The sequence below is a fragment of the Verrucomicrobiia bacterium genome, assembly GCA_035629335.1.
In the GTDB taxonomy this organism is placed as follows: domain Bacteria; phylum Patescibacteriota; class Saccharimonadia; order Saccharimonadales; family Saccharimonadaceae; genus DASUUR01.
Genome location: DASPIB010000001.1, coordinates 476,837 through 492,889, shown reverse-complemented (window position 1 = coordinate 492,889; position 16,053 = coordinate 476,837). Strand labels below are relative to the sequence as shown.

Genomic DNA, 16,053 nt, shown 5'->3' with positions numbered 1-16,053 from the left:
ATTAAAGTACCTCCGGTGCTAGGCTGATTATCTTGCTGTAGCCAAGATCGCGGAGCTCGCGCGGGATCGGGCCGAAAACGCGGGTTGCGCGAGGCTGCTTGTCATCATTGATGATAACCGCGGCATTCTCGTCGAATTTGATAGTACTGCCATCTTTGCGCTGGATCGTGTCGCTGGTGCGCACTATAACTGCTTTAACAACAGACTTTTTCTTCACTGTACCGGTTGGACTAGCTTGCTTTACTGAGGCAACGATAATGTCACCAACGCCTGCGTAACGACGTCCTGTACCACCTAATACACGAATGCATAAGATTTCCTTTGCGCCACTGTTATCAGCGACTTTGAGGCGTGATTCTTGCTGTATCATTACGCAGTCTCCTCGACAAGTTCAATTGAACCGTGACCAGTTTCAATAATCCGGTCAAGTTTCCAGGTCTTATTCTTGCTCTTTGGTGGGATTTCGCTGATTTCAACCAAGTCACCAACGTGAGCTTCATTTTTAGGATCGTCGGCTGCATACTTCTGGGTCTTGGTGCTTTGCTTGCCGTACACTGGATGTGTGACACGGCGCGTTGCAGTGACTACAATGGTTTTATCTTGCACGTCAGAAGTGACAGTTCCGATAACTTTCTTTGCCATTATGCATTCTCCTCTGTCGATTGCGCTGCTTCGTTAATGAGGGTCGCAAGTTGAGCGATTTCTCGACGAATTTTGGTCAGCTGTCGAGGATTTGCTACTTCACCCGCGGCGTGCGAACGCTTCAATTCAACCTGCTCGAGTTGTTTTGCGCGAAGTTCAGCCCGCAGTTCTTCGACTGTTTTATCTCTTAGTTCTTTAATTGAGGCCATTTAGGCTTCCTCCCGTTTGATGAATCGCGTTCGAACTGGCAACTTGTGGCTTGCAAGGCGCATTGCTTCACGAGCAATTTCTTCGCTGACGCCTTTCATTTCAAACATGACAGTTCCGGCTTTTACTTTTGCGACAAAGAACTCAGGGTTACCTTTACCGCTGCCCATCTTAACGTCCTGGGGTTTACGGGTGACTGGAGTGTGCGGAAAAATTCGGATCCAGATTTTACCACCGCGCTTGATGTAGCGAGTCATCGCTTGACGAGCTGATTCGATTTGTCGACTTGTAATGCGCTCGTTGCTGAGGCTTTGAATGGCAAAATCACCAAAAGCAATGTAATTGCCGGCGGTAGCGATGCCATCATTCTTGCCTTTTCGTACTTTGCGGAATTTGGTTTTCTTTGGTAATAACATATCTAGCGTCTCCTTCGACCTTAGGCGCGCTCGCCCTTATAAATCCATACCTTGACACCAATGATGCCGGTAGGAGTTCGGGCTGTTGCTAAATGGTAATCTATGTCAGCGCGGAGTGTGTGTAGTGGGACACTACCGCGGATTTCTTTTTCGCGACGGCTCATTTCAGCGCCGTTCAAACGACCGGCGACCTCGATTCGCACGCCTTTGGCGCCGGCGGTCATGGTGTTCTGAGCGGTCATCTTAACAGCACGTCGGAAGTTAATGCGTCGTTCGAGTTGGTGAGCGATGTTCTCAGCTACTAATTTAGCGGCTAATTCTGGCCGTTTCACCTCTTCGATGTTAACGCGAACCTGCATATCAACAATTTTTTCGATCTGGGCTTTTAGGTCTTGGACACCTGCACCACCGCGGCCAATGACGACACCGGCTTTTGCCGTGTGGATCGTAATAGTTGCCAGGTTAGCCGATCGCTCGATCTCGATCTTGTTAATGGTAGGCCGTGAAGCAAATTTCTTTTCGATCAGCGCGCGTACCGCGGCGTCCTGCGCTAACCAGATAGCGAATTCGCGCTTGTTAGCAAACCAGCGTGATCGCCAGTCTTTATTTACTTGCAGGCGCATGTTGATGGGGTTGACTTTTTGTCCCATTACTTGCTCTCCTTGCTTGTAGCTTTTTCAGCTTTGGCTACAGCTTTCTTAGGTTTCACATCACCGGTCACTACTACATGAATGTGGCTGGTTCGTTTTTGATACGGCAAAGCTTGGCCACGAGCAGCTGGGCGGAAGCGCTTAAGGCGAGGTCCAGCTGTCACTTGCAAAGCTTTAATTATCAGTGTTTTTTCGCTCAAACCATGGGTGGTGACGGCATTAGCTTTAGCACTAGCGATAGCTTTTGCTAATGGAAGCGCAGCTCGCTTTGGAGTATGCTGTAGGATGACAAGTGCGTCAGCCACACTGCGACCACGCACCAGGCTGGCAACCAACGACACCTTGCGAGGCGCCAATGTTACCCCTTTAGCAATTGCGCGAACATCTTTCACTTCGGTCATTATCTCTTCTCCTTACCGCCGTGCTTACGGAACTTACGGGTAGGAGCAAATTCACCAAGCTTATGACCAACCATCATTTCGGTGACGTACACAGGGACATGTAAACGGCCATTATGTACGGCAATGGTTCGGTTCACCATTTCTGGGGTGATCGTGCTTGCTCGAGCCCAGGTTTTAATCAAGGTTCGATCGTCGTTTCCAAGCGCCGCAACTTTTTTCGCGAGCTTGAAATCAATGTATGGGCCTTTTTTAAGAGAACGGCTCATAGTTTACTTCTTCCTCCTCTTTGCTTCATGGCGGCTTCTTGCGATCATGTTATTACTATATTTACGGCGTCGGGTGCGGAAACCGAGAGTCAATTGACCCCATGGTGTTCGTGGCGGTTTACCAGAACCATGGCGACCACCATCACCACCACCATGCGGGTGATCGACGGCATTCATGACGACACCACGGACAGTTGGGCGGATACCCATACGGCGTTTGCGACCAGCAGAACCGATTTTAACGTTCTGATGTTGAATGTTGCCCACGACACCGATGGTTGCCATACATTCTACGCGGAAGCGGCGAACTTCACCGCTTGGCATGCGTACCAGTGCATAGTCACCTTCTTTTGCCATAAGTTGGGCTTTTGCGCCAGCTGCGCGAACGGCTTGACCACCCTTACCGGGCTGTAGCTCGATGTTGTAAATCTGAGTACCGGTTGGAATTGCGCTAAGCGATAAACGGTTACTTGCTTCGACGGCTGCACCTTCACCACTGGTGACCTTTGTGCCGATCTGCATATTAGTGTCAGCAATGATGTAGTGGTACAAACCGTGTTGATCTTTGATACGAGCAATGCGCGCGCTGCGATTTGGGTCGTATTCGATGTGCTCAACGGTGGCAATCGTACCAGGTGCAAGCCGATGGTTTAAGATGCGGTAAAACCGTTTTACACCACCACCGCGGTGACGAGTTGTAATTCGACCAGTGTTATTTCGACCAGCGGTCGATTTTTTGATGACTACTAGGCTTTTCAACGGTTTACGTGTAGTAATATCCGAAAAGTCCTGGCTTGTCATACCACGTCGTCCTGGCGTGGTTGGTTTGTATGCTTTAATCGCCATTACTTGGTCTCCTTAGTATCGGCTTCGTCAAAAATCTTAATGCTGCTACCTTCGACCAAAGTAACATAGGCCTTTTTAGTATCTTTTCGCTGAGCGGTGCCAGGCATACGACGGGTGCCTCGTGAAAAACGGACTACCTTGCCTTTTGACACAAGTGTATGTACGTCACTCACTTCAACCTTGTACTGTTCGGCAACGGCTTGAGCAATTTGCTGCTTGTTGGCCGATACGGGCACGCTAAATACATAGGTGTTATTTTGGGCAGATCCGTATGCCTTCTCGCTCATGCGGGGGATAAGACTTATAACAGTCATTACGCATTTCCTCCTAGCCAAGCTTCAATAGCCTTCACCGCGCTTGAACTCATGATGATAGTATCTGCATTGAGTACGTGGAAAACAGTTAGGTAGGTCGCTCTTACGAGTACAACATTTTCAATGTTGGCTGTTGCTCGCAATAACTCTGGAGTTTTTTCGTCGACAACGATAAGCACACGACGATTAGCATTGTTGTCTTTTAGAAACGCTGCTACCTCTTTGGTTTTTCCAGTAGTACTGATCTCGGCAATGACAATCTTGTCTGCTTGCTTTGCAAGTGTCAGAGCTTGACGAACTGCTGTTCGTTTTGCAGTTGTCGAAAGCTTCTTCTTATAATTTTCGTTACCAAGTGGACCGAAGACCGTGCCACCACCACGCCATAGTGGGTTGCGGATCGAACCAGTACGGGCGCGACCGGTGCCTTTTTGGCGATAGGGTTTTTTACCACCGCCACTTATTTCACCACGAGTTTTCGTGGTAGCGCTTGCGAGCCGTGCATTTGCTAGGTAGGCGTCGTACGCCAGTTTCAGCAGCTCGTGGTTCGGAACGTCAACGGCAAACACGCTTTCTGGTAAAGTAGTTTTAACTTCAGCCATTACGCTTTACCTCCAATTGTTACGATTCCGCGACGAGGACCAGGTACGGCACCTTTTAGACCAATAAGGTTGTGCTCAACGTCAACAAATGCAACCGTTAAGTTCTTAACTGTTACTTTGTCGTGACCCATACGGCCAGCCATCCGCTTGCCTTTAAAGACTTTTTGCGGATACATTGAACCGATTGAGCCTGGCTTGCGAACATTGCCGTTACCACCGTGGGTTTTCTTGCTGGTATTGAAGTTGTGCCGCTTAACAGTACCAGCGAAACCCTTACCCTTGCTCGTGCCGGTGACATTGACATTTTCACCCAGCGCGAAATTCGTTACGTTAATAGTATCGCCGACCTTTACCTCTTCAGGCAGATTATCGACACGGATCTCACGAATAACTTTCGGAGATACGTTTGCGGCTTTCACATGGCCAGCCACGGCATTGCTCAGTTTCTTACCCTCACCATACCCAATTTGTACTGCATTATAGCCGTCTTTTTCGACGGTTTTTACCTGAGTCACAGTACAAGGGCCAGCTTGAATGAGCGTTACAGGAATTGCAACACCATCATCGCTAAGGATCTGGGTCATACCAACTTTGGTACCGAGAAGTGCTTTCATTTTTTGAGCCCCCGCTCCCACTTAAAATTCTTGGTGGCTGGTGGTATCTGATAACAGACCTGCCAATTCACCAAGAATTGCTTTAATATTTCGTTAAAAGTTACCTCGTAATTTTAACAGAGACCACCGCTGTTTGTCAACTATATTGTTACCGCGTGATGTGATCACGCTTTTTCTTGTGGGATCTAGCGGTTGTATTAGTTTACGAGCGACACATAGGAACGTACTAAACGGTTGCGAGCTGCTTCGAGCATTGTTTTACTATCGCCTGATAGCTTCTGCAAAGAGGCATAGCGAGCTTGAAGTTGCTTTAGCACTTCTTGGTAACGCTGTTTATTCTGATTTTTATCAGCTTCAATGAGTGCTTGCCAAGCCGCGGTCAGTTGCTGGGTGTTCTCTTTAAGTTTGCTCGTCATGGCTTTGGCGGCTTCTGGTACCGTCATTTTTTCGAATACTGGCAGCGCCGCTTGCCACTGCTTAAGGTAATCATCCGGCGATTTATTGGTGCCTTGTGCGCTCGCCTGCTTAAGTACATTTGTTATCGCTTCCTCAAAATTAAGCAATTCTGTGGTGTAGCTAATTTCTGATTGCAGTGCGGTCGTGTTGGTTATGTGTTTTTTACATGCCTCGATTGCCTGCGCTGCAGCTGGACTACGCTGCCACCAAGCAGGTTGATCACTACAAACTGGGGTTGCAGCGACGGCTTTAATGGCGGTGAGCGCATCAATCTTTTTATGTTTTTCGCCGCTTTTAAGGTGTGCGGCTTGCTCTGCTATTCGCGCAGAGAGGGTCTGCTTTTGCTTATCGATTGCGGTGTTCGTTTTAGTGGCGTAGGCAGCGCCACTCTGAAGCCACATGATGAGCAATATAATCGCTAAAAGGAGAATAGAGGCGATAATAAACCAAATCTTTGGTACAGCAGCAATTTTTTGTGATAATGGCGCTTTCTTCATGCTATATGCCTAACTTCGATGAATATAGCTCGCTTTGTAGCGGCCAGGGATTAAACGTGCAGCCTTGAAGATTGATCGACTGCTGCTGCATCACTGGGGCGGGCTGCCCGGGGCTTGGGCAGTTCTGGTGGCCATGACCAAGCCAATGACCCGTCTCATGGTTAACAACCATATGCCGGTAATCACGAAGACTTCCCCTGCCTTCATTCCAGGCTGGCGTGGCATACAGCCAACGATCTTGATTTATGATCACATCACGGCCAACTTGACAGCTATAAGTAGAGTCACAGCCAAGCGCTGAAAAAGTTGTCATTTGATCGGCGGAGGCAAGGTAAAGAGTGAAGTCACCGCCGCTGGCAACGCGTTTAAACTGCACTCCGAGTTTTATCCAGCCATTTGGGTGATCGTAAGTTTCTTGTGCTAGGCGGGCAAATTCTTCAATATTAGTTGTGACTGCGCCTCTTGAAGTAACACTATAGGTTACTGTTCTGGTTACTGGGCGCACTGGTTGAAACCATGCTGGCTCTGGTAAGTTTGGTGCTTTAATGGCGCTTAGTGTGTGGACAAGGCCATTCTTTGATTCGACCAAACCGCATAATACTACAGCCTGTTTTTGGCTGCAGTCGTACTGTGGAGCTGCTTGTGCTGACCCTTGTATGACGCCGGCCAGCATGAATAACGCTAGCGACATGCTGCCGCCGACGACTAAGAAACGCAGTTTTTTGACGACGTTCATATAACCACCCCGGCGGGAAGAAAGTAGGTAACAATAGTCATGATCAAAAGAATGGCATATTCTATCTTTCGATCGATCTGAAAATGGTCATGCCGCGCAAAAAGTAACCCAATAACGAGACCGAGTGGCAACCCATTAATTGGAAGACCAAAAATAACCAGTGGTGCGCTAAACTTTAGCCATAAAGTGCCGATAAGAATATATAGTACAAGTTTGAGAAAAAAAGTGCTGTCTTTTTCGCTGGATGCAGATTTTTTGGGAGGATTTTTCATAGCTGTTATGATTATACCCTATCGAATCTACTGCACAATAAAAAACTCGCCGTAATTTGGCGAGTTTTTTATTGCGAGTAGCAGTGCTACATGCGGATTTCAGCATCACAGCCAGCAGGCAAGCTGAGGTTCTGTAAAGAATCGATAGTTTTTGGGGTCGCACCGATGATATCGATTAAGCGCTTATGAACCCGCATTTCATATGTTTCACCACCAGTTTTATACACATGCGGCGACTTCGAAAGCGTAAATGTACTGCGTCGGGTTGGAAGTGGCACCGGACCGTTAACGGTGGCACCAGTACGATTAACAGTTTCGATTATTTGTTTTGTGGAAAGATCAATCACTTTGTGATCATAAGCCCGTAAGCGAATGCGGATACGTGGTAGCTCACTGTTCGTTTGTGCCATGGAAGACTCCTTGCTATATGTGCAATGCCGTAACCTCTATCGGTTTTTCGCGATCGAGTTCTCGACATGATTAATGTTATAACTACATTATACATGTTTTAATGTATTTTTCAAGTTCTAGCCGCTCACCACTCACCAAAAAAGCCGCTTTTCAGGCGGCTCTTTTTGGTTGTGAAAGACTGTGATTACTTAGTAATCGCAGTGACAGCACCAGCACCAACGGTGCGGCCGCCTTCACGAATGGTAAAGCGCATACCTTGATCCATAGCAATTGGAGCAAGTAGCTTCACTTTGAAAGTAACGGTATCGCCTGGCATAACCATTTCTTTGTCGGCAGGCAGCTCAACTTCACCGGTTACGTCAGTCGTGCGGAAGTAGAACTGTGGCTTGTAGCCCTTAAAGAATGGTGTGTGACGACCACCTTCTTCTTTAGTCAGAATGTAAACTTCTGCTTCGAATTCGGTGTGAGGGGTAATGCTACCAGGTTTTGCAAGCACCTGACCACGTTCGATGTCATCGCGTTCGATACCACGAAGCAGTACACCAGCGTTGTCGCCTGCTTGGCCGCGATCGAGGCTCTTCTTGAAGGCTTCAATACCGGTAACAACTGACTTACGAGTATCGCGGATACCAACGATTTCAACTTCGTCGTTAAGGTTAAGGACACCCTGCTCGATACGACCAGTTGCAACAGTACCTCGACCCTTGATTGAGAAGACGTCTTCAATTGGCATTAAGAATGGCTTGTCGAGGTCACGTACAGGCTCTTCAATGTAAGTATCCATAGCTTGAACCAGTTCCATGATGGCGTCTTCGTATTGTGCGTCGCCTTCAAGTGCCTTCAAGGCTGAGCCCTTGATGATTGGGGCGTTGTCGCCATCGAAGCCGTTCTTGTTTAGAAGTTCGCGAACGTCCATTTCAACCAGTTCAACAAGATCTTGATCGGCCATATCCATCTTGTTGAGGAAGACAACGATCTTAGGTACGTTCACCTGACGAGCAAGCAGTACGTGTTCGCGGGTTTGTGGCATTGGGCCGTCAGCTGCGCTGACAACCAGAATAGCGCCATCAACCTGTGCCGCACCGGTGATCATGTTCTTGATGTAGTCAGCGTGACCAGGCATGTCAACGTGCGCGTAGTGACGAGCTTCGCTTTCGTATTCCTGGTGGCTTGTTGAAATGGTAATACCACGAGCTTTTTCTTCTGGTGCTTTGTCGATTTCATCGTATGCAACAGATTTGTTAACAGCGCTAGGTAATCGCTTTGCAAGTACAGCAGTAATAGCTGCAGTCAAAGTAGTCTTACCGTGGTCAACGTGGCCCATAGTACCAACGTTCACATGCGGCTTATCACGGACAAAAGTGTCTGCCATTTGTTTCTCCTATTATTACTTTGTTCGCATGGGATTAAAACCCCACAACGTATGTAGCAAATTATAAATTCTCGAAGGCAAAAAGTAAAGGCTAAACTTACTGTTTCGCCACAGTGTAGCGACCTTGTGACTTCTACTGCGGGTATGGTCGTTTTGGCGAGGTTATGCTTTAGCAACGCTTGAGTGCTTGGCGGGCTGACCAGCTATTACGCTCTGCTGTAGCGCGGCCTAACAAAAACCACTCCGTAAAAGAGTGATTTTTGTTACTGTGTCAGAGAATGTAATGGCTAAGCTGATCGCTTGGCAATAATCTCCTGTGCGACATTTGGCGGTACTTCTTCGTACTGCGCAAGTTCCATGGCGCTCGCTGCGCGGCCTTGGCTCATCGAGCGAAGGTCGGAAGTATAGCCGAACATGTTAGCTAGTGGTACGAAAGCCCGAACGAGCTTAGCGCCACTTGCAAGATCTTCCATAGCGTCAATCCGTGCGCGCCGAGAGTTGAGGTCACCAATGATATCACCCATGAATTCTTCAGGAGTGGTCACCTCAACCTTCATAACTGGCTCGAGGAGCACAGGCTTGGCTTGCTTGATACCATCTTTGGCAGCCAGGGTACCAGCTAGCTTAAAGGCTAATTCACTAGAGTCGACTTCGTGGTAGCTTCCATCATACAAGGTTGCCTTGACGTCTACTACTGGATAGCCAGCGATCACACCGCCGTCAAGTGTTTCCTTGACGCCTTGCTCGACTGGTTTGCGGTATTCTTGAGGAACAACACCACCTTTGATTTCATCGATGAACTCAAAGCCTTTGCCTGGCTCGTTTGGCTCAAAGCGAATCCAAACATCGCCATACTGACCACGACCACCAGACTGCTTGGCGTGTTTACCCTGGACTTCAGCGGTACCGCGAATAGATTCACGGAAGGCCACTTGCGGCTCACCGATGTTGGCTTCGACCTTAAATTCACGACGCATGCGGTCAATCAGGATATCGAGGTGCAGCTCACCCATGCCGCTCATGATGGTTTGACCGGTTTCATCATCAATGTGCACGCGGAAGGTCGGGTCTTCTTCAGCCAGGCGGCCCAGCGCAATGCTCATTTTTTCTTGGTCGCTCTTGGTCTTCGGCTCAACAGCAATCGAAACTGGCGGTTCAGGGAAGGTAATGCTTTCGAGGACGATTGGATTCGCCGGATCGGCCAGTGTCGCACCAGTAAAGGTATCCTTAAGGCCAACCACTGCCGCAATGTCGCCAGCGCCAATCATGTCGATATCTTCGCGCTTGTCGGCGTGCATCCGAACAATACGGCCAACGCGTTCTTTATTGCCAGTGTTAGTGTTAAGCACGTAGCTACCGGCAGTCAGCTTACCGCTGTAAACACGGACAAAGATTAACTTACCCACAAATGGGTCGGTAGCGATTTTGAAAGCCAGGCCAGCAAGTGGTTCGTTTTCATCTGGTTTACGTTCAATTTGCTCGCCAGTTTTAGGATTTTCACCCCAGAGTGCATCGATATCAAGTGGGCTTGGAAGGTAGTCGACAACGAGGTCGAGCACTTTTTCAACGATAACGCCGCGGCCATCACCGCCAGTAACGAGGTAAAAGTCGCCAGAGAGCACCCGCTTACGAAGGGCGGATTTTAGCTCATCAATAGAGATTGCTTCTTCACCTTTTTCAAGGAAGCGTTCGAAGAGCTCGTCATCGGCTTCAACGGCAGCTTCAACTAGTAAGCTGCGCGCGTGCTTTGCTTTTTCGAGCATGTCAGCTGGAATTTCTTCTACTTTGAGCTCGCGGTCGGTGAAGTCGCTATAGGTGTAGGCTTTCATGTCGATGAGGTCGACAACGCCGCGAATGTCCTTTTCAAAACCAATAGGCAGATGAACCGGCAAAGCTTGCTTTGACAGGCGTTTGTGAATTGATTCGAGTGACTTATAAAAATCGCCGCCAATTTGGTTGATCTTGTTGATGAAGCAGATGCGCGGTACACCGTACTTGTTGGCTTGGCGCCAAACAGTTTCGGTTTGAGCCTCTACGCCGGCCTTGCCATCGAATACAGTCACTGCACCGTCGAGCACGCGGAGTGAGCGTTCAACCTCGGCAGTGAAATCGATGTGACCAGGAGTATCGATGATGTTGATCTTGTGGCCTTTCCAAAAGCTAGTAACCGCAGCTGAGGTAATTGTAATACCTCGTTCGCGTTCTTGTACCATCCAGTCGGTGGTGGTTTCGCCTTCGTGAACAGCACCGATTTTGTGGCTAATACCAGTGCGGTACAAAATACCTTCGGTAGTAGTGGTTTTACCGGCGTCAATGTGCGCGATAATGCCGATGTTACGGAATAATTTAAGAGGGACTTTAGTTGCCATAGATTATCCTCGTGCAAAGTGCGCAAATGCGCGGTTAGCTTCTGCCATGCGGTGGGTGTCTTCTTTCTTTTTGAAAGCTGCGCCAGTTTCGTTGTAGGCATCGATGATCTCGGCCGCTAGTCGCTGATGATAGGGCATACCCGAACGAGCTCGAGCTGACTGGACTAACCACATAAAGGCAAAGTGCTGCTGACGATGCCCCTGAATTGGGAATGGAATCTGATAGTTCGCACCACCAACACGACGGCTTTTTACTTCAAAATTTGGTGAAATGTTTTTTAGCGCTCGTTCAAAAACTTCAAGCGGTTCTTCGCTGTCAAGTTTTTTAGCGGCGATCTCAAGCGCATTATATACTTGTCGCTCAGCCAGCAATTTCTTGCCGTTAAGCATGCTCTTATTAATTAAGCGCTGCACCATAGTACTTTGGTATTTACGATCTGGAGCAACGGTTCGTTGTAATGATTTAGTGACCTTACGAGGCATTACTTAGACTCCTTTTTTGCACCGTACTTAGAACGACCTTGCTTGCGCTTTTGTACGCCCTGAAGGTCAAGCGTGCCGCGAACGATATGATAGCGAACACCTGGAAGATCTGGCACGCGACCACCGCGAACAAGCACGGCGGCGTGTTCCTGCAAGTTGTGACCTTCACCACCAATATAGGCCCAAACTTCGTGACCATTCGATAAACGAACACGAGCAACTTTACGAAGCGCCGAGTTTGGCTTCTTTGGGGTTTTGGTAGTTACTTTGATACAAACGCCCCGCTTGAGGGGTGCGTTTTGTTCGTAGTAGCGGCTTTGTAGAGCATTATGAATACGACTAAGAGCGGGACTTTTGCTCTTCTTGGCGGCATCTTTGCGGGGCTTACGAATAAGCTGGTTAATTGTTGGCATTATGTCTCCTAAAAGTTAATGGTGTAGGATGAGCCGAAGCGGGCTCAGCATTCCTGCTTTCGGCGCAATTCTTAAAGGGGTTACTGCCTGTACACACTCTCATTGCAGTGTCACCTTTAAAAACATGAAACTCATCGAGAATTATAGCAGAAATACGGATCGGGCACAAGTGAGCCCGGGCGTTCTACTACCCTGCTCTTTACAAGAGCCCTAAAAGAATACGCCGAACGTAAAAACACCCGAGAGATGGGTGCTTTTACGGAATAACAAGAGTTTAATACTTTTCTATTATTCTTCGACGTCCACTTGATCGTCTTCGGTCGGTCGAGCGCCAGTGCCGACAGGGATCTTGCGACCAATGATCACATTTTCCTTGAGGCCATAAAGGTTGTCTACTCGTCCACTTGTGGCAGCGTTGATTAATACGCGAGTCGTATCCTGGAAGGAAGCAGCTGAAAGGAAGCTGTCGCTCCAGATTGAGACTTTGGTAATACCAAGCAGCAGTTGGGTGTACTGAGCCGGCTCTTTGCCTTCAGCGGTCAGTTTGCCGTTGGCTTCGATAACTGCAGCCTTTGACACGATGTCGCCGGTAACAAACAGGCTGTCACCTGGGTCCTCGATTTGTACGCGGCTAAACATTTGGCGTACGATGATCTCGAGGTGCTTATCGGCAATGTTTTGACCTTGAGCAGCGTAGATGCGCAAAACTTCATTGATGATGTAGCGCTGAGTAGCCTCGACGCCCTTAAGGGCCATTAAGTTACGGAGGTTGATCGAACCGTTAGTTAAGCGATCACCAGCTTCGACGATATCGCCATCGGTGACGACTAACTGCTTAAAGCCCGGAATTTCGTAGCGCACTGGATTTTGCGCAATGCCAGTAACGATAAGCTCGCCCTCTGCCGCTTCGACCGTACCATCAAATGGTGCTTTCAGCGGCATCAATTGATCTTCGTTACTTGCCAGTACGTCGCCAGCAGTCACTTCAGTGCCCGATTTTACACGAACAATCTGACCGTTGAGCTTGATGCGTTCAATCTTACCCTTGGTTGGCGTTACCTGCACCACGTAATTGTTGCCGTCTTCCCAGACTTGAACATTACCGGCAACTTCGCTCAGGTAGGCCTCGCCTTTTGGCGTTCGCACTTCGAAGAGCTCGGCAACACGGGGCAGACCTTGGGTAATGTCGTCACCGGCCACACCACTGGCGTGGAAGGTGTTGAGGGTCAGCTGCGTACCCGGCTCACCAACCGACTGGGCAGCGATAACACCAACCGGTTGAGCAATATTGATCAGGCTACCGGTTGCCATATCGAGTCCGTAGCTCTTTTGTGGAATACCGCGGAGGTTCTTAGTGCTTAGGACGCTTAAGATCTTGACACTTTCAATCTTTTCGTCAGCTTGAATGGCGTCAGCGATCTCGCGGGTAATTGGCTCGCCACGTTTTACATGGCCCGGTACGTCCTCGGCAGCATAACGGCTAAAGAGTCGGTCGCCAAATTCCACCATTGTTTCTTCGGTTTCAGAGCGGTAGATCGCGAAGCCTTCGTCTTCATCATCGTCTTTTACGGTGAAGACGTCTTGGCTCACATCGACCAAGCGGCGCGTTAGGTACCCTGAGTCGGCGGTACGAAGCGCGGTGTCGATGAGCCCTTTTCGAGTACCACGAGTAGCCACAAAGGCTTCAAGCGGGCTCAGGCCAAGGCGGTAGTTCGAGCGAATTGGCAGCTCGATTTCCTTACCGGCGGCATCCACCATGACACCAATCATAGCGGTCGCCAGCTTGACGTTACTAATATTACCGCGAGCGCCTGAGTTCACCATGATGCTAACACCGGTGTCACTTTCGAGCAAGCGATTTTGCAGCAGGTCAACAACTTTGCTGTCTACCTGACGCCAGACTTGCACCGTAAGGGTGTAGCGTTCGTTTTCAGTAATCAGCCCCTGCTCGTACTGTGACGAGACCAGCGCTGCGCGTTCTTCGCCTTCTTGAATCAGCTCGGCGATTTCTTCAACATCGAAGTAATCAGCCATACCAGTTGACACAGCGGCAGCGGTAGCGTGCTCAAGTGCCAAATCTTTTACTTCATCGGCAATGTGCGCCGTCACTTCTGAGCCGTACTTATCAAAGATTTTAGCCATTACTCGGTTGAGCACTTTTTTGGTCATGGCTTCGTTGATATATGGGAAGTCTTCAGGCAATACTTCGTTAAAGTATACACGACCGAGGGTGGTTTGGCGCATTTCGCCTTTTGCCGTCACGCGGATTGGAGTTTGCAGCGCAATCACGCCCTTTTCAAATGCCATAATGGCTTCGTTCACCGATGAGTAGCTGCGGATTTTGTCGGTCTGAGCTGATGGTTTTTCGTAGGTAATGTAGTACGAACCAAGCACGATATCCTGAATCAAGTTAAGGATAGGCGTGCCATCAGCTGGCTTTAGCAGGTTGTTGGTAGCTGACATCAATTCGCGAGCTTCGGTTTGCGCTTCATCGCTGAGCGGCAAGTGAACCGCCATTTGGTCGCCATCGAAGTCGGCGTTAAAGCCGCGGCAGACCAGCGGGTGTAGCTGAATGGCTTTACCTTCGATCAGTTTTGGCTGGAATGACTGAATGCTTAAGCGGTGGAGTGAAGGTGCGCGGTTTAGTAGCACGTACTTACCTTTAATCACTTCGTCGAGGGCGTCCCATACGATACTTTCGCCCGATTCAATCAAGCGTGTCGCCGAACGAATGTTGTGGGCGTGTTCGTTGCGGAGCAAGTAAGAAATAACAAACGGTTTAAACAACTCGAGCGCCATAGCTTTTGGTAGACCACACTGGTTAATTTTGAGCTCAGGACCGGCAACAATTACCGAACGACCCGAGTAGTCAACGCGCTTACCAAGCAGGTTTTGGCGGAAACGACCCTGCTTACCTTTGAGCATGTCGCTCAGTGATTTCAGGCGACGTCGGCCACCGGCGGCGCTAACTGCGCGACCACCACGAGCAGCACTGTTATCGATCAGCGCATCAACTGCCTCTTGCAGCATGCGCATTTCATTGCGGCGAATAACTTCTGGCGCGTTGAGGTCAAGTAGTTTCTTGAGGCGGTTATTACGGTTAATGACTCGGCGATATAAATCGTTGAGGTCGGCAGTTGCAAAACGACCACCAGCTAGCTGCACCATCGGACGAAGATCCGGAGGAATAACCGGCAGCACCGTCAGACACATGCTTGACGGCTTGACGCCGGCGCGCTGCATGCCTTCAAGCACTTTTAGACGCTTTTGAATTTTCTTGGCGCGCTGACCTTTAGCTGTTTCAACTTCTTCAGTCAAGCTCTTGATAAGCTGGTCAAGATCGATTTCATCGAGCAAGCGCTTCAACGCGGTGCCGCCCATGCCCACTTCGATAAGCTCGGCATATTCGTCGGGCAGCGCGCGGTAATCGGTTTCGCTCATCAGCGCCATCTTCGACAGGCTTTCGAGCTGTGTTTTGCGCTGCAGGTATGATTCATTCAAGTCCTCGAGTTCTTTTGACTGCTCAGTGGCTAATTGCTTAACATCGGCTCCGGCTTCTTCAGCTGCTTTTTCGTAGCGAATTTTGATCGCAGCGCGTCCGGCTTCAGTTTCGGCCTCAAGATCGGCGAGCATTTGATCACGCTTTTCGGCGTCGGCAGAAATAATAATGTAGCTCGCAAAATAAGCAATGCGCTCGAGATTCCGCACAGTAACACCTAATAGTAGTGCCATGGCGCTTGGTGTCCCACGCATAAACCAAATATGCGCTACCGGTGCGGCCAGGCTAATATGGCCCATGCGTTCGCGGCGAACGATACTTTTGGTAACAATTTCGCCGTTTTTATCGACTGCGACTTCACGCGAACGAATACCTTTTAGCTTGGCGTCGTGCTGGCTAATGTCTTTTACCGGTCCAAAAATGCGCTCACAGAATAAGCCGTCGCGTTCTGGTTTTTGGGTTCGATAGTTAATGGTTTCTGGCTTTAAAACTTCGCCGTAACTCCAATTAAGGATGTCATCGGCACTCGCTACGGCCAGCCGCACTGCATCAAAGTCGGCAATGCTGGTGTTAGTCACGAGGCGACTCAT

20 protein-coding genes are annotated in these 16,053 nt (G+C 49.1%); all 20 read right to left on the bottom strand.

All coding sequences use genetic code 11. The annotated features are described in order from the left end of the window. Window position 1: 1 nt before the first annotated feature. The 20 genes from rplN to rpoC all read right to left on the bottom strand — a co-directional run bounded on the left by rplN (window position 2) and on the right by rpoC (window position 16,053). Window positions 2-370, bottom strand: coding sequence for a 50S ribosomal protein L14 (gene rplN, locus VD907_02725; protein HYG83767.1), 369 nt, complete (start codon window positions 368-370; stop codon window positions 2-4). Next, window positions 370-642 (bottom strand): 30S ribosomal protein S17, encoded by a 273-nt coding sequence (rpsQ, locus tag VD907_02720; protein HYG83766.1) that lies wholly within the window; start codon window positions 640-642, stop codon window positions 370-372. The genes rplN and rpsQ overlap by 1 nt, the downstream gene beginning before the upstream one ends. Then, the gene (rpmC, locus tag VD907_02715; protein HYG83765.1) at window positions 642-851 is read right to left on the bottom strand and encodes a 50S ribosomal protein L29; all 210 of its coding nucleotides are present in this window, start codon (window positions 849-851) and stop codon (window positions 642-644) included. The genes rpsQ and rpmC overlap by 1 nt, the downstream gene beginning before the upstream one ends. Continuing rightward, window positions 852-1,265, bottom strand: a complete 414-nt coding sequence (gene rplP / locus VD907_02710) for a 50S ribosomal protein L16 (protein HYG83764.1) — start codon at window positions 1,263-1,265, stop codon at window positions 852-854. It lies immediately after the preceding gene. A gap of 20 nt (window positions 1,266-1,285) precedes the next feature. Beyond that, complete coding sequence (gene rpsC, locus VD907_02705) at window positions 1,286-1,915, bottom strand: 30S ribosomal protein S3 (protein ID HYG83763.1); 630 nt, start codon at window positions 1,913-1,915, stop codon at window positions 1,286-1,288. Continuing rightward, window positions 1,915-2,316 carry a 50S ribosomal protein L22 gene (gene rplV, locus VD907_02700; GenBank protein HYG83762.1) on the bottom strand — a complete coding sequence of 134 codons (402 nt, stop codon included), beginning with the start codon at window positions 2,314-2,316 and terminating at the stop codon, window positions 1,915-1,917. The genes rpsC and rplV overlap by 1 nt, the downstream gene beginning before the upstream one ends. Next, entirely contained in the window at window positions 2,316-2,582 is a 267-nt protein-coding gene (gene rpsS / locus VD907_02695; GenBank protein HYG83761.1) for a 30S ribosomal protein S19, read from the bottom strand. Before rpsS ends, rplV begins: the two co-directional genes overlap by 1 nt. A 3-nt stretch (window positions 2,583-2,585) precedes the next feature. Next, window positions 2,586-3,428 carry a 50S ribosomal protein L2 gene (gene rplB / locus VD907_02690; protein ID HYG83760.1) on the bottom strand — a complete coding sequence of 281 codons (843 nt, stop codon included), beginning with the start codon at window positions 3,426-3,428 and terminating at the stop codon, window positions 2,586-2,588. Continuing rightward, window positions 3,428-3,742 (bottom strand): 50S ribosomal protein L23, encoded by a 315-nt coding sequence (locus tag VD907_02685; protein ID HYG83759.1) that lies wholly within the window; start codon window positions 3,740-3,742, stop codon window positions 3,428-3,430. The genes rplB and VD907_02685 overlap by 1 nt, the downstream gene beginning before the upstream one ends. After that, entirely contained in the window at window positions 3,742-4,341 is a 600-nt protein-coding gene (rplD, locus tag VD907_02680) for a 50S ribosomal protein L4 (GenBank protein HYG83758.1), read from the bottom strand. The genes VD907_02685 and rplD overlap by 1 nt, the downstream gene beginning before the upstream one ends. After that, the gene (gene rplC, locus VD907_02675) at window positions 4,341-4,955 is read right to left on the bottom strand and encodes a 50S ribosomal protein L3 (protein HYG83757.1); all 615 of its coding nucleotides are present in this window, start codon (window positions 4,953-4,955) and stop codon (window positions 4,341-4,343) included. The genes rplD and rplC overlap by 1 nt, the downstream gene beginning before the upstream one ends. Window positions 4,956-5,152: 197 nt before the next feature. Further along, a complete protein-coding gene (locus VD907_02670) occupies window positions 5,153-5,908 on the bottom strand; it encodes a hypothetical protein (protein ID HYG83756.1) in 756 nt (251 codons plus the stop codon). A 1-nt stretch (window position 5,909) separates the two neighbouring features. Next, complete coding sequence (locus VD907_02665; GenBank protein HYG83755.1) at window positions 5,910-6,644, bottom strand: DUF3152 domain-containing protein; 735 nt, start codon at window positions 6,642-6,644, stop codon at window positions 5,910-5,912. Further along, the gene (locus VD907_02660; protein ID HYG83754.1) at window positions 6,641-6,916 is read right to left on the bottom strand and encodes a hypothetical protein; all 276 of its coding nucleotides are present in this window, start codon (window positions 6,914-6,916) and stop codon (window positions 6,641-6,643) included. The genes VD907_02665 and VD907_02660 overlap by 4 nt, the downstream gene beginning before the upstream one ends. A gap of 86 nt (window positions 6,917-7,002) precedes the next feature. Continuing rightward, window positions 7,003-7,326 (bottom strand): 30S ribosomal protein S10, encoded by a 324-nt coding sequence (gene rpsJ / locus VD907_02655; protein HYG83753.1) that lies wholly within the window; start codon window positions 7,324-7,326, stop codon window positions 7,003-7,005. 185 nt (window positions 7,327-7,511) lie between these two features. Continuing rightward, entirely contained in the window at window positions 7,512-8,699 is a 1,188-nt protein-coding gene (gene tuf / locus VD907_02650; GenBank protein HYG83752.1) for an elongation factor Tu, read from the bottom strand. A 287-nt stretch (window positions 8,700-8,986) separates the two neighbouring features. Beyond that, a complete protein-coding gene (gene fusA / locus VD907_02645; GenBank protein HYG83751.1) occupies window positions 8,987-11,068 on the bottom strand; it encodes an elongation factor G in 2,082 nt (693 codons plus the stop codon). Window positions 11,069-11,071: 3 nt separating this feature from the next. After that, complete coding sequence (gene rpsG, locus VD907_02640) at window positions 11,072-11,551, bottom strand: 30S ribosomal protein S7 (GenBank protein ID HYG83750.1); 480 nt, start codon at window positions 11,549-11,551, stop codon at window positions 11,072-11,074. Continuing rightward, window positions 11,551-11,964 carry a 30S ribosomal protein S12 gene (gene rpsL, locus VD907_02635; GenBank protein ID HYG83749.1) on the bottom strand — a complete coding sequence of 138 codons (414 nt, stop codon included), beginning with the start codon at window positions 11,962-11,964 and terminating at the stop codon, window positions 11,551-11,553. Before rpsL ends, rpsG begins: the two co-directional genes overlap by 1 nt. A gap of 288 nt (window positions 11,965-12,252) precedes the next feature. Next, window positions 12,253-16,053, bottom strand: a complete 3,801-nt coding sequence (gene rpoC, locus VD907_02630; GenBank protein ID HYG83748.1) for a DNA-directed RNA polymerase subunit beta' — start codon at window positions 16,051-16,053, stop codon at window positions 12,253-12,255.

Coding starts and splice junctions, on each gene's coding strand:
- rpsL (HYG83749.1), bottom strand. CDS start 11,964: ATGCCAACAATTAACCAGCTTATTCGTAAGCCCCGCAAAGATGCCGCC.
- tuf (HYG83752.1), bottom strand. CDS start 8,699: ATGGCAGACACTTTTGTCCGTGATAAGCCGCATGTGAACGTTGGTACT.
- rplP (HYG83764.1), bottom strand. CDS start 1,265: ATGTTATTACCAAAGAAAACCAAATTCCGCAAAGTACGAAAAGGCAAG.
- rpsC (HYG83763.1), bottom strand. CDS start 1,915: ATGGGACAAAAAGTCAACCCCATCAACATGCGCCTGCAAGTAAATAAA.
- VD907_02665 (HYG83755.1), bottom strand. CDS start 6,644: ATGAACGTCGTCAAAAAACTGCGTTTCTTAGTCGTCGGCGGCAGCATG.
- rpsJ (HYG83753.1), bottom strand. CDS start 7,326: ATGGCACAAACGAACAGTGAGCTACCACGTATCCGCATTCGCTTACGG.
- rplN (HYG83767.1), bottom strand. CDS start 370: ATGATACAGCAAGAATCACGCCTCAAAGTCGCTGATAACAGTGGCGCA.
- rplC (HYG83757.1), bottom strand. CDS start 4,955: ATGAAAGCACTTCTCGGTACCAAAGTTGGTATGACCCAGATCCTTAGC.
- rpsG (HYG83750.1), bottom strand. CDS start 11,551: ATGCCTCGTAAGGTCACTAAATCATTACAACGAACCGTTGCTCCAGAT.
- rplB (HYG83760.1), bottom strand. CDS start 3,428: ATGGCGATTAAAGCATACAAACCAACCACGCCAGGACGACGTGGTATG.
- fusA (HYG83751.1), bottom strand. CDS start 11,068: ATGGCAACTAAAGTCCCTCTTAAATTATTCCGTAACATCGGCATTATC.
- rpsQ (HYG83766.1), bottom strand. CDS start 642: ATGGCAAAGAAAGTTATCGGAACTGTCACTTCTGACGTGCAAGATAAA.
- rplD (HYG83758.1), bottom strand. CDS start 4,341: ATGGCTGAAGTTAAAACTACTTTACCAGAAAGCGTGTTTGCCGTTGAC.
- VD907_02660 (HYG83754.1), bottom strand. CDS start 6,916: ATGAAAAATCCTCCCAAAAAATCTGCATCCAGCGAAAAAGACAGCACT.
- rpmC (HYG83765.1), bottom strand. CDS start 851: ATGGCCTCAATTAAAGAACTAAGAGATAAAACAGTCGAAGAACTGCGG.
- VD907_02685 (HYG83759.1), bottom strand. CDS start 3,742: ATGACTGTTATAAGTCTTATCCCCCGCATGAGCGAGAAGGCATACGGA.
- rpsS (HYG83761.1), bottom strand. CDS start 2,582: ATGAGCCGTTCTCTTAAAAAAGGCCCATACATTGATTTCAAGCTCGCG.
- rplV (HYG83762.1), bottom strand. CDS start 2,316: ATGACCGAAGTGAAAGATGTTCGCGCAATTGCTAAAGGGGTAACATTG.
- VD907_02670 (HYG83756.1), bottom strand. CDS start 5,908: ATGAAGAAAGCGCCATTATCACAAAAAATTGCTGCTGTACCAAAGATT.
- rpoC (HYG83748.1), bottom strand. CDS start 16,053: ATGAGTCGCCTCGTGACTAACACCAGCATTGCCGACTTTGATGCAGTG.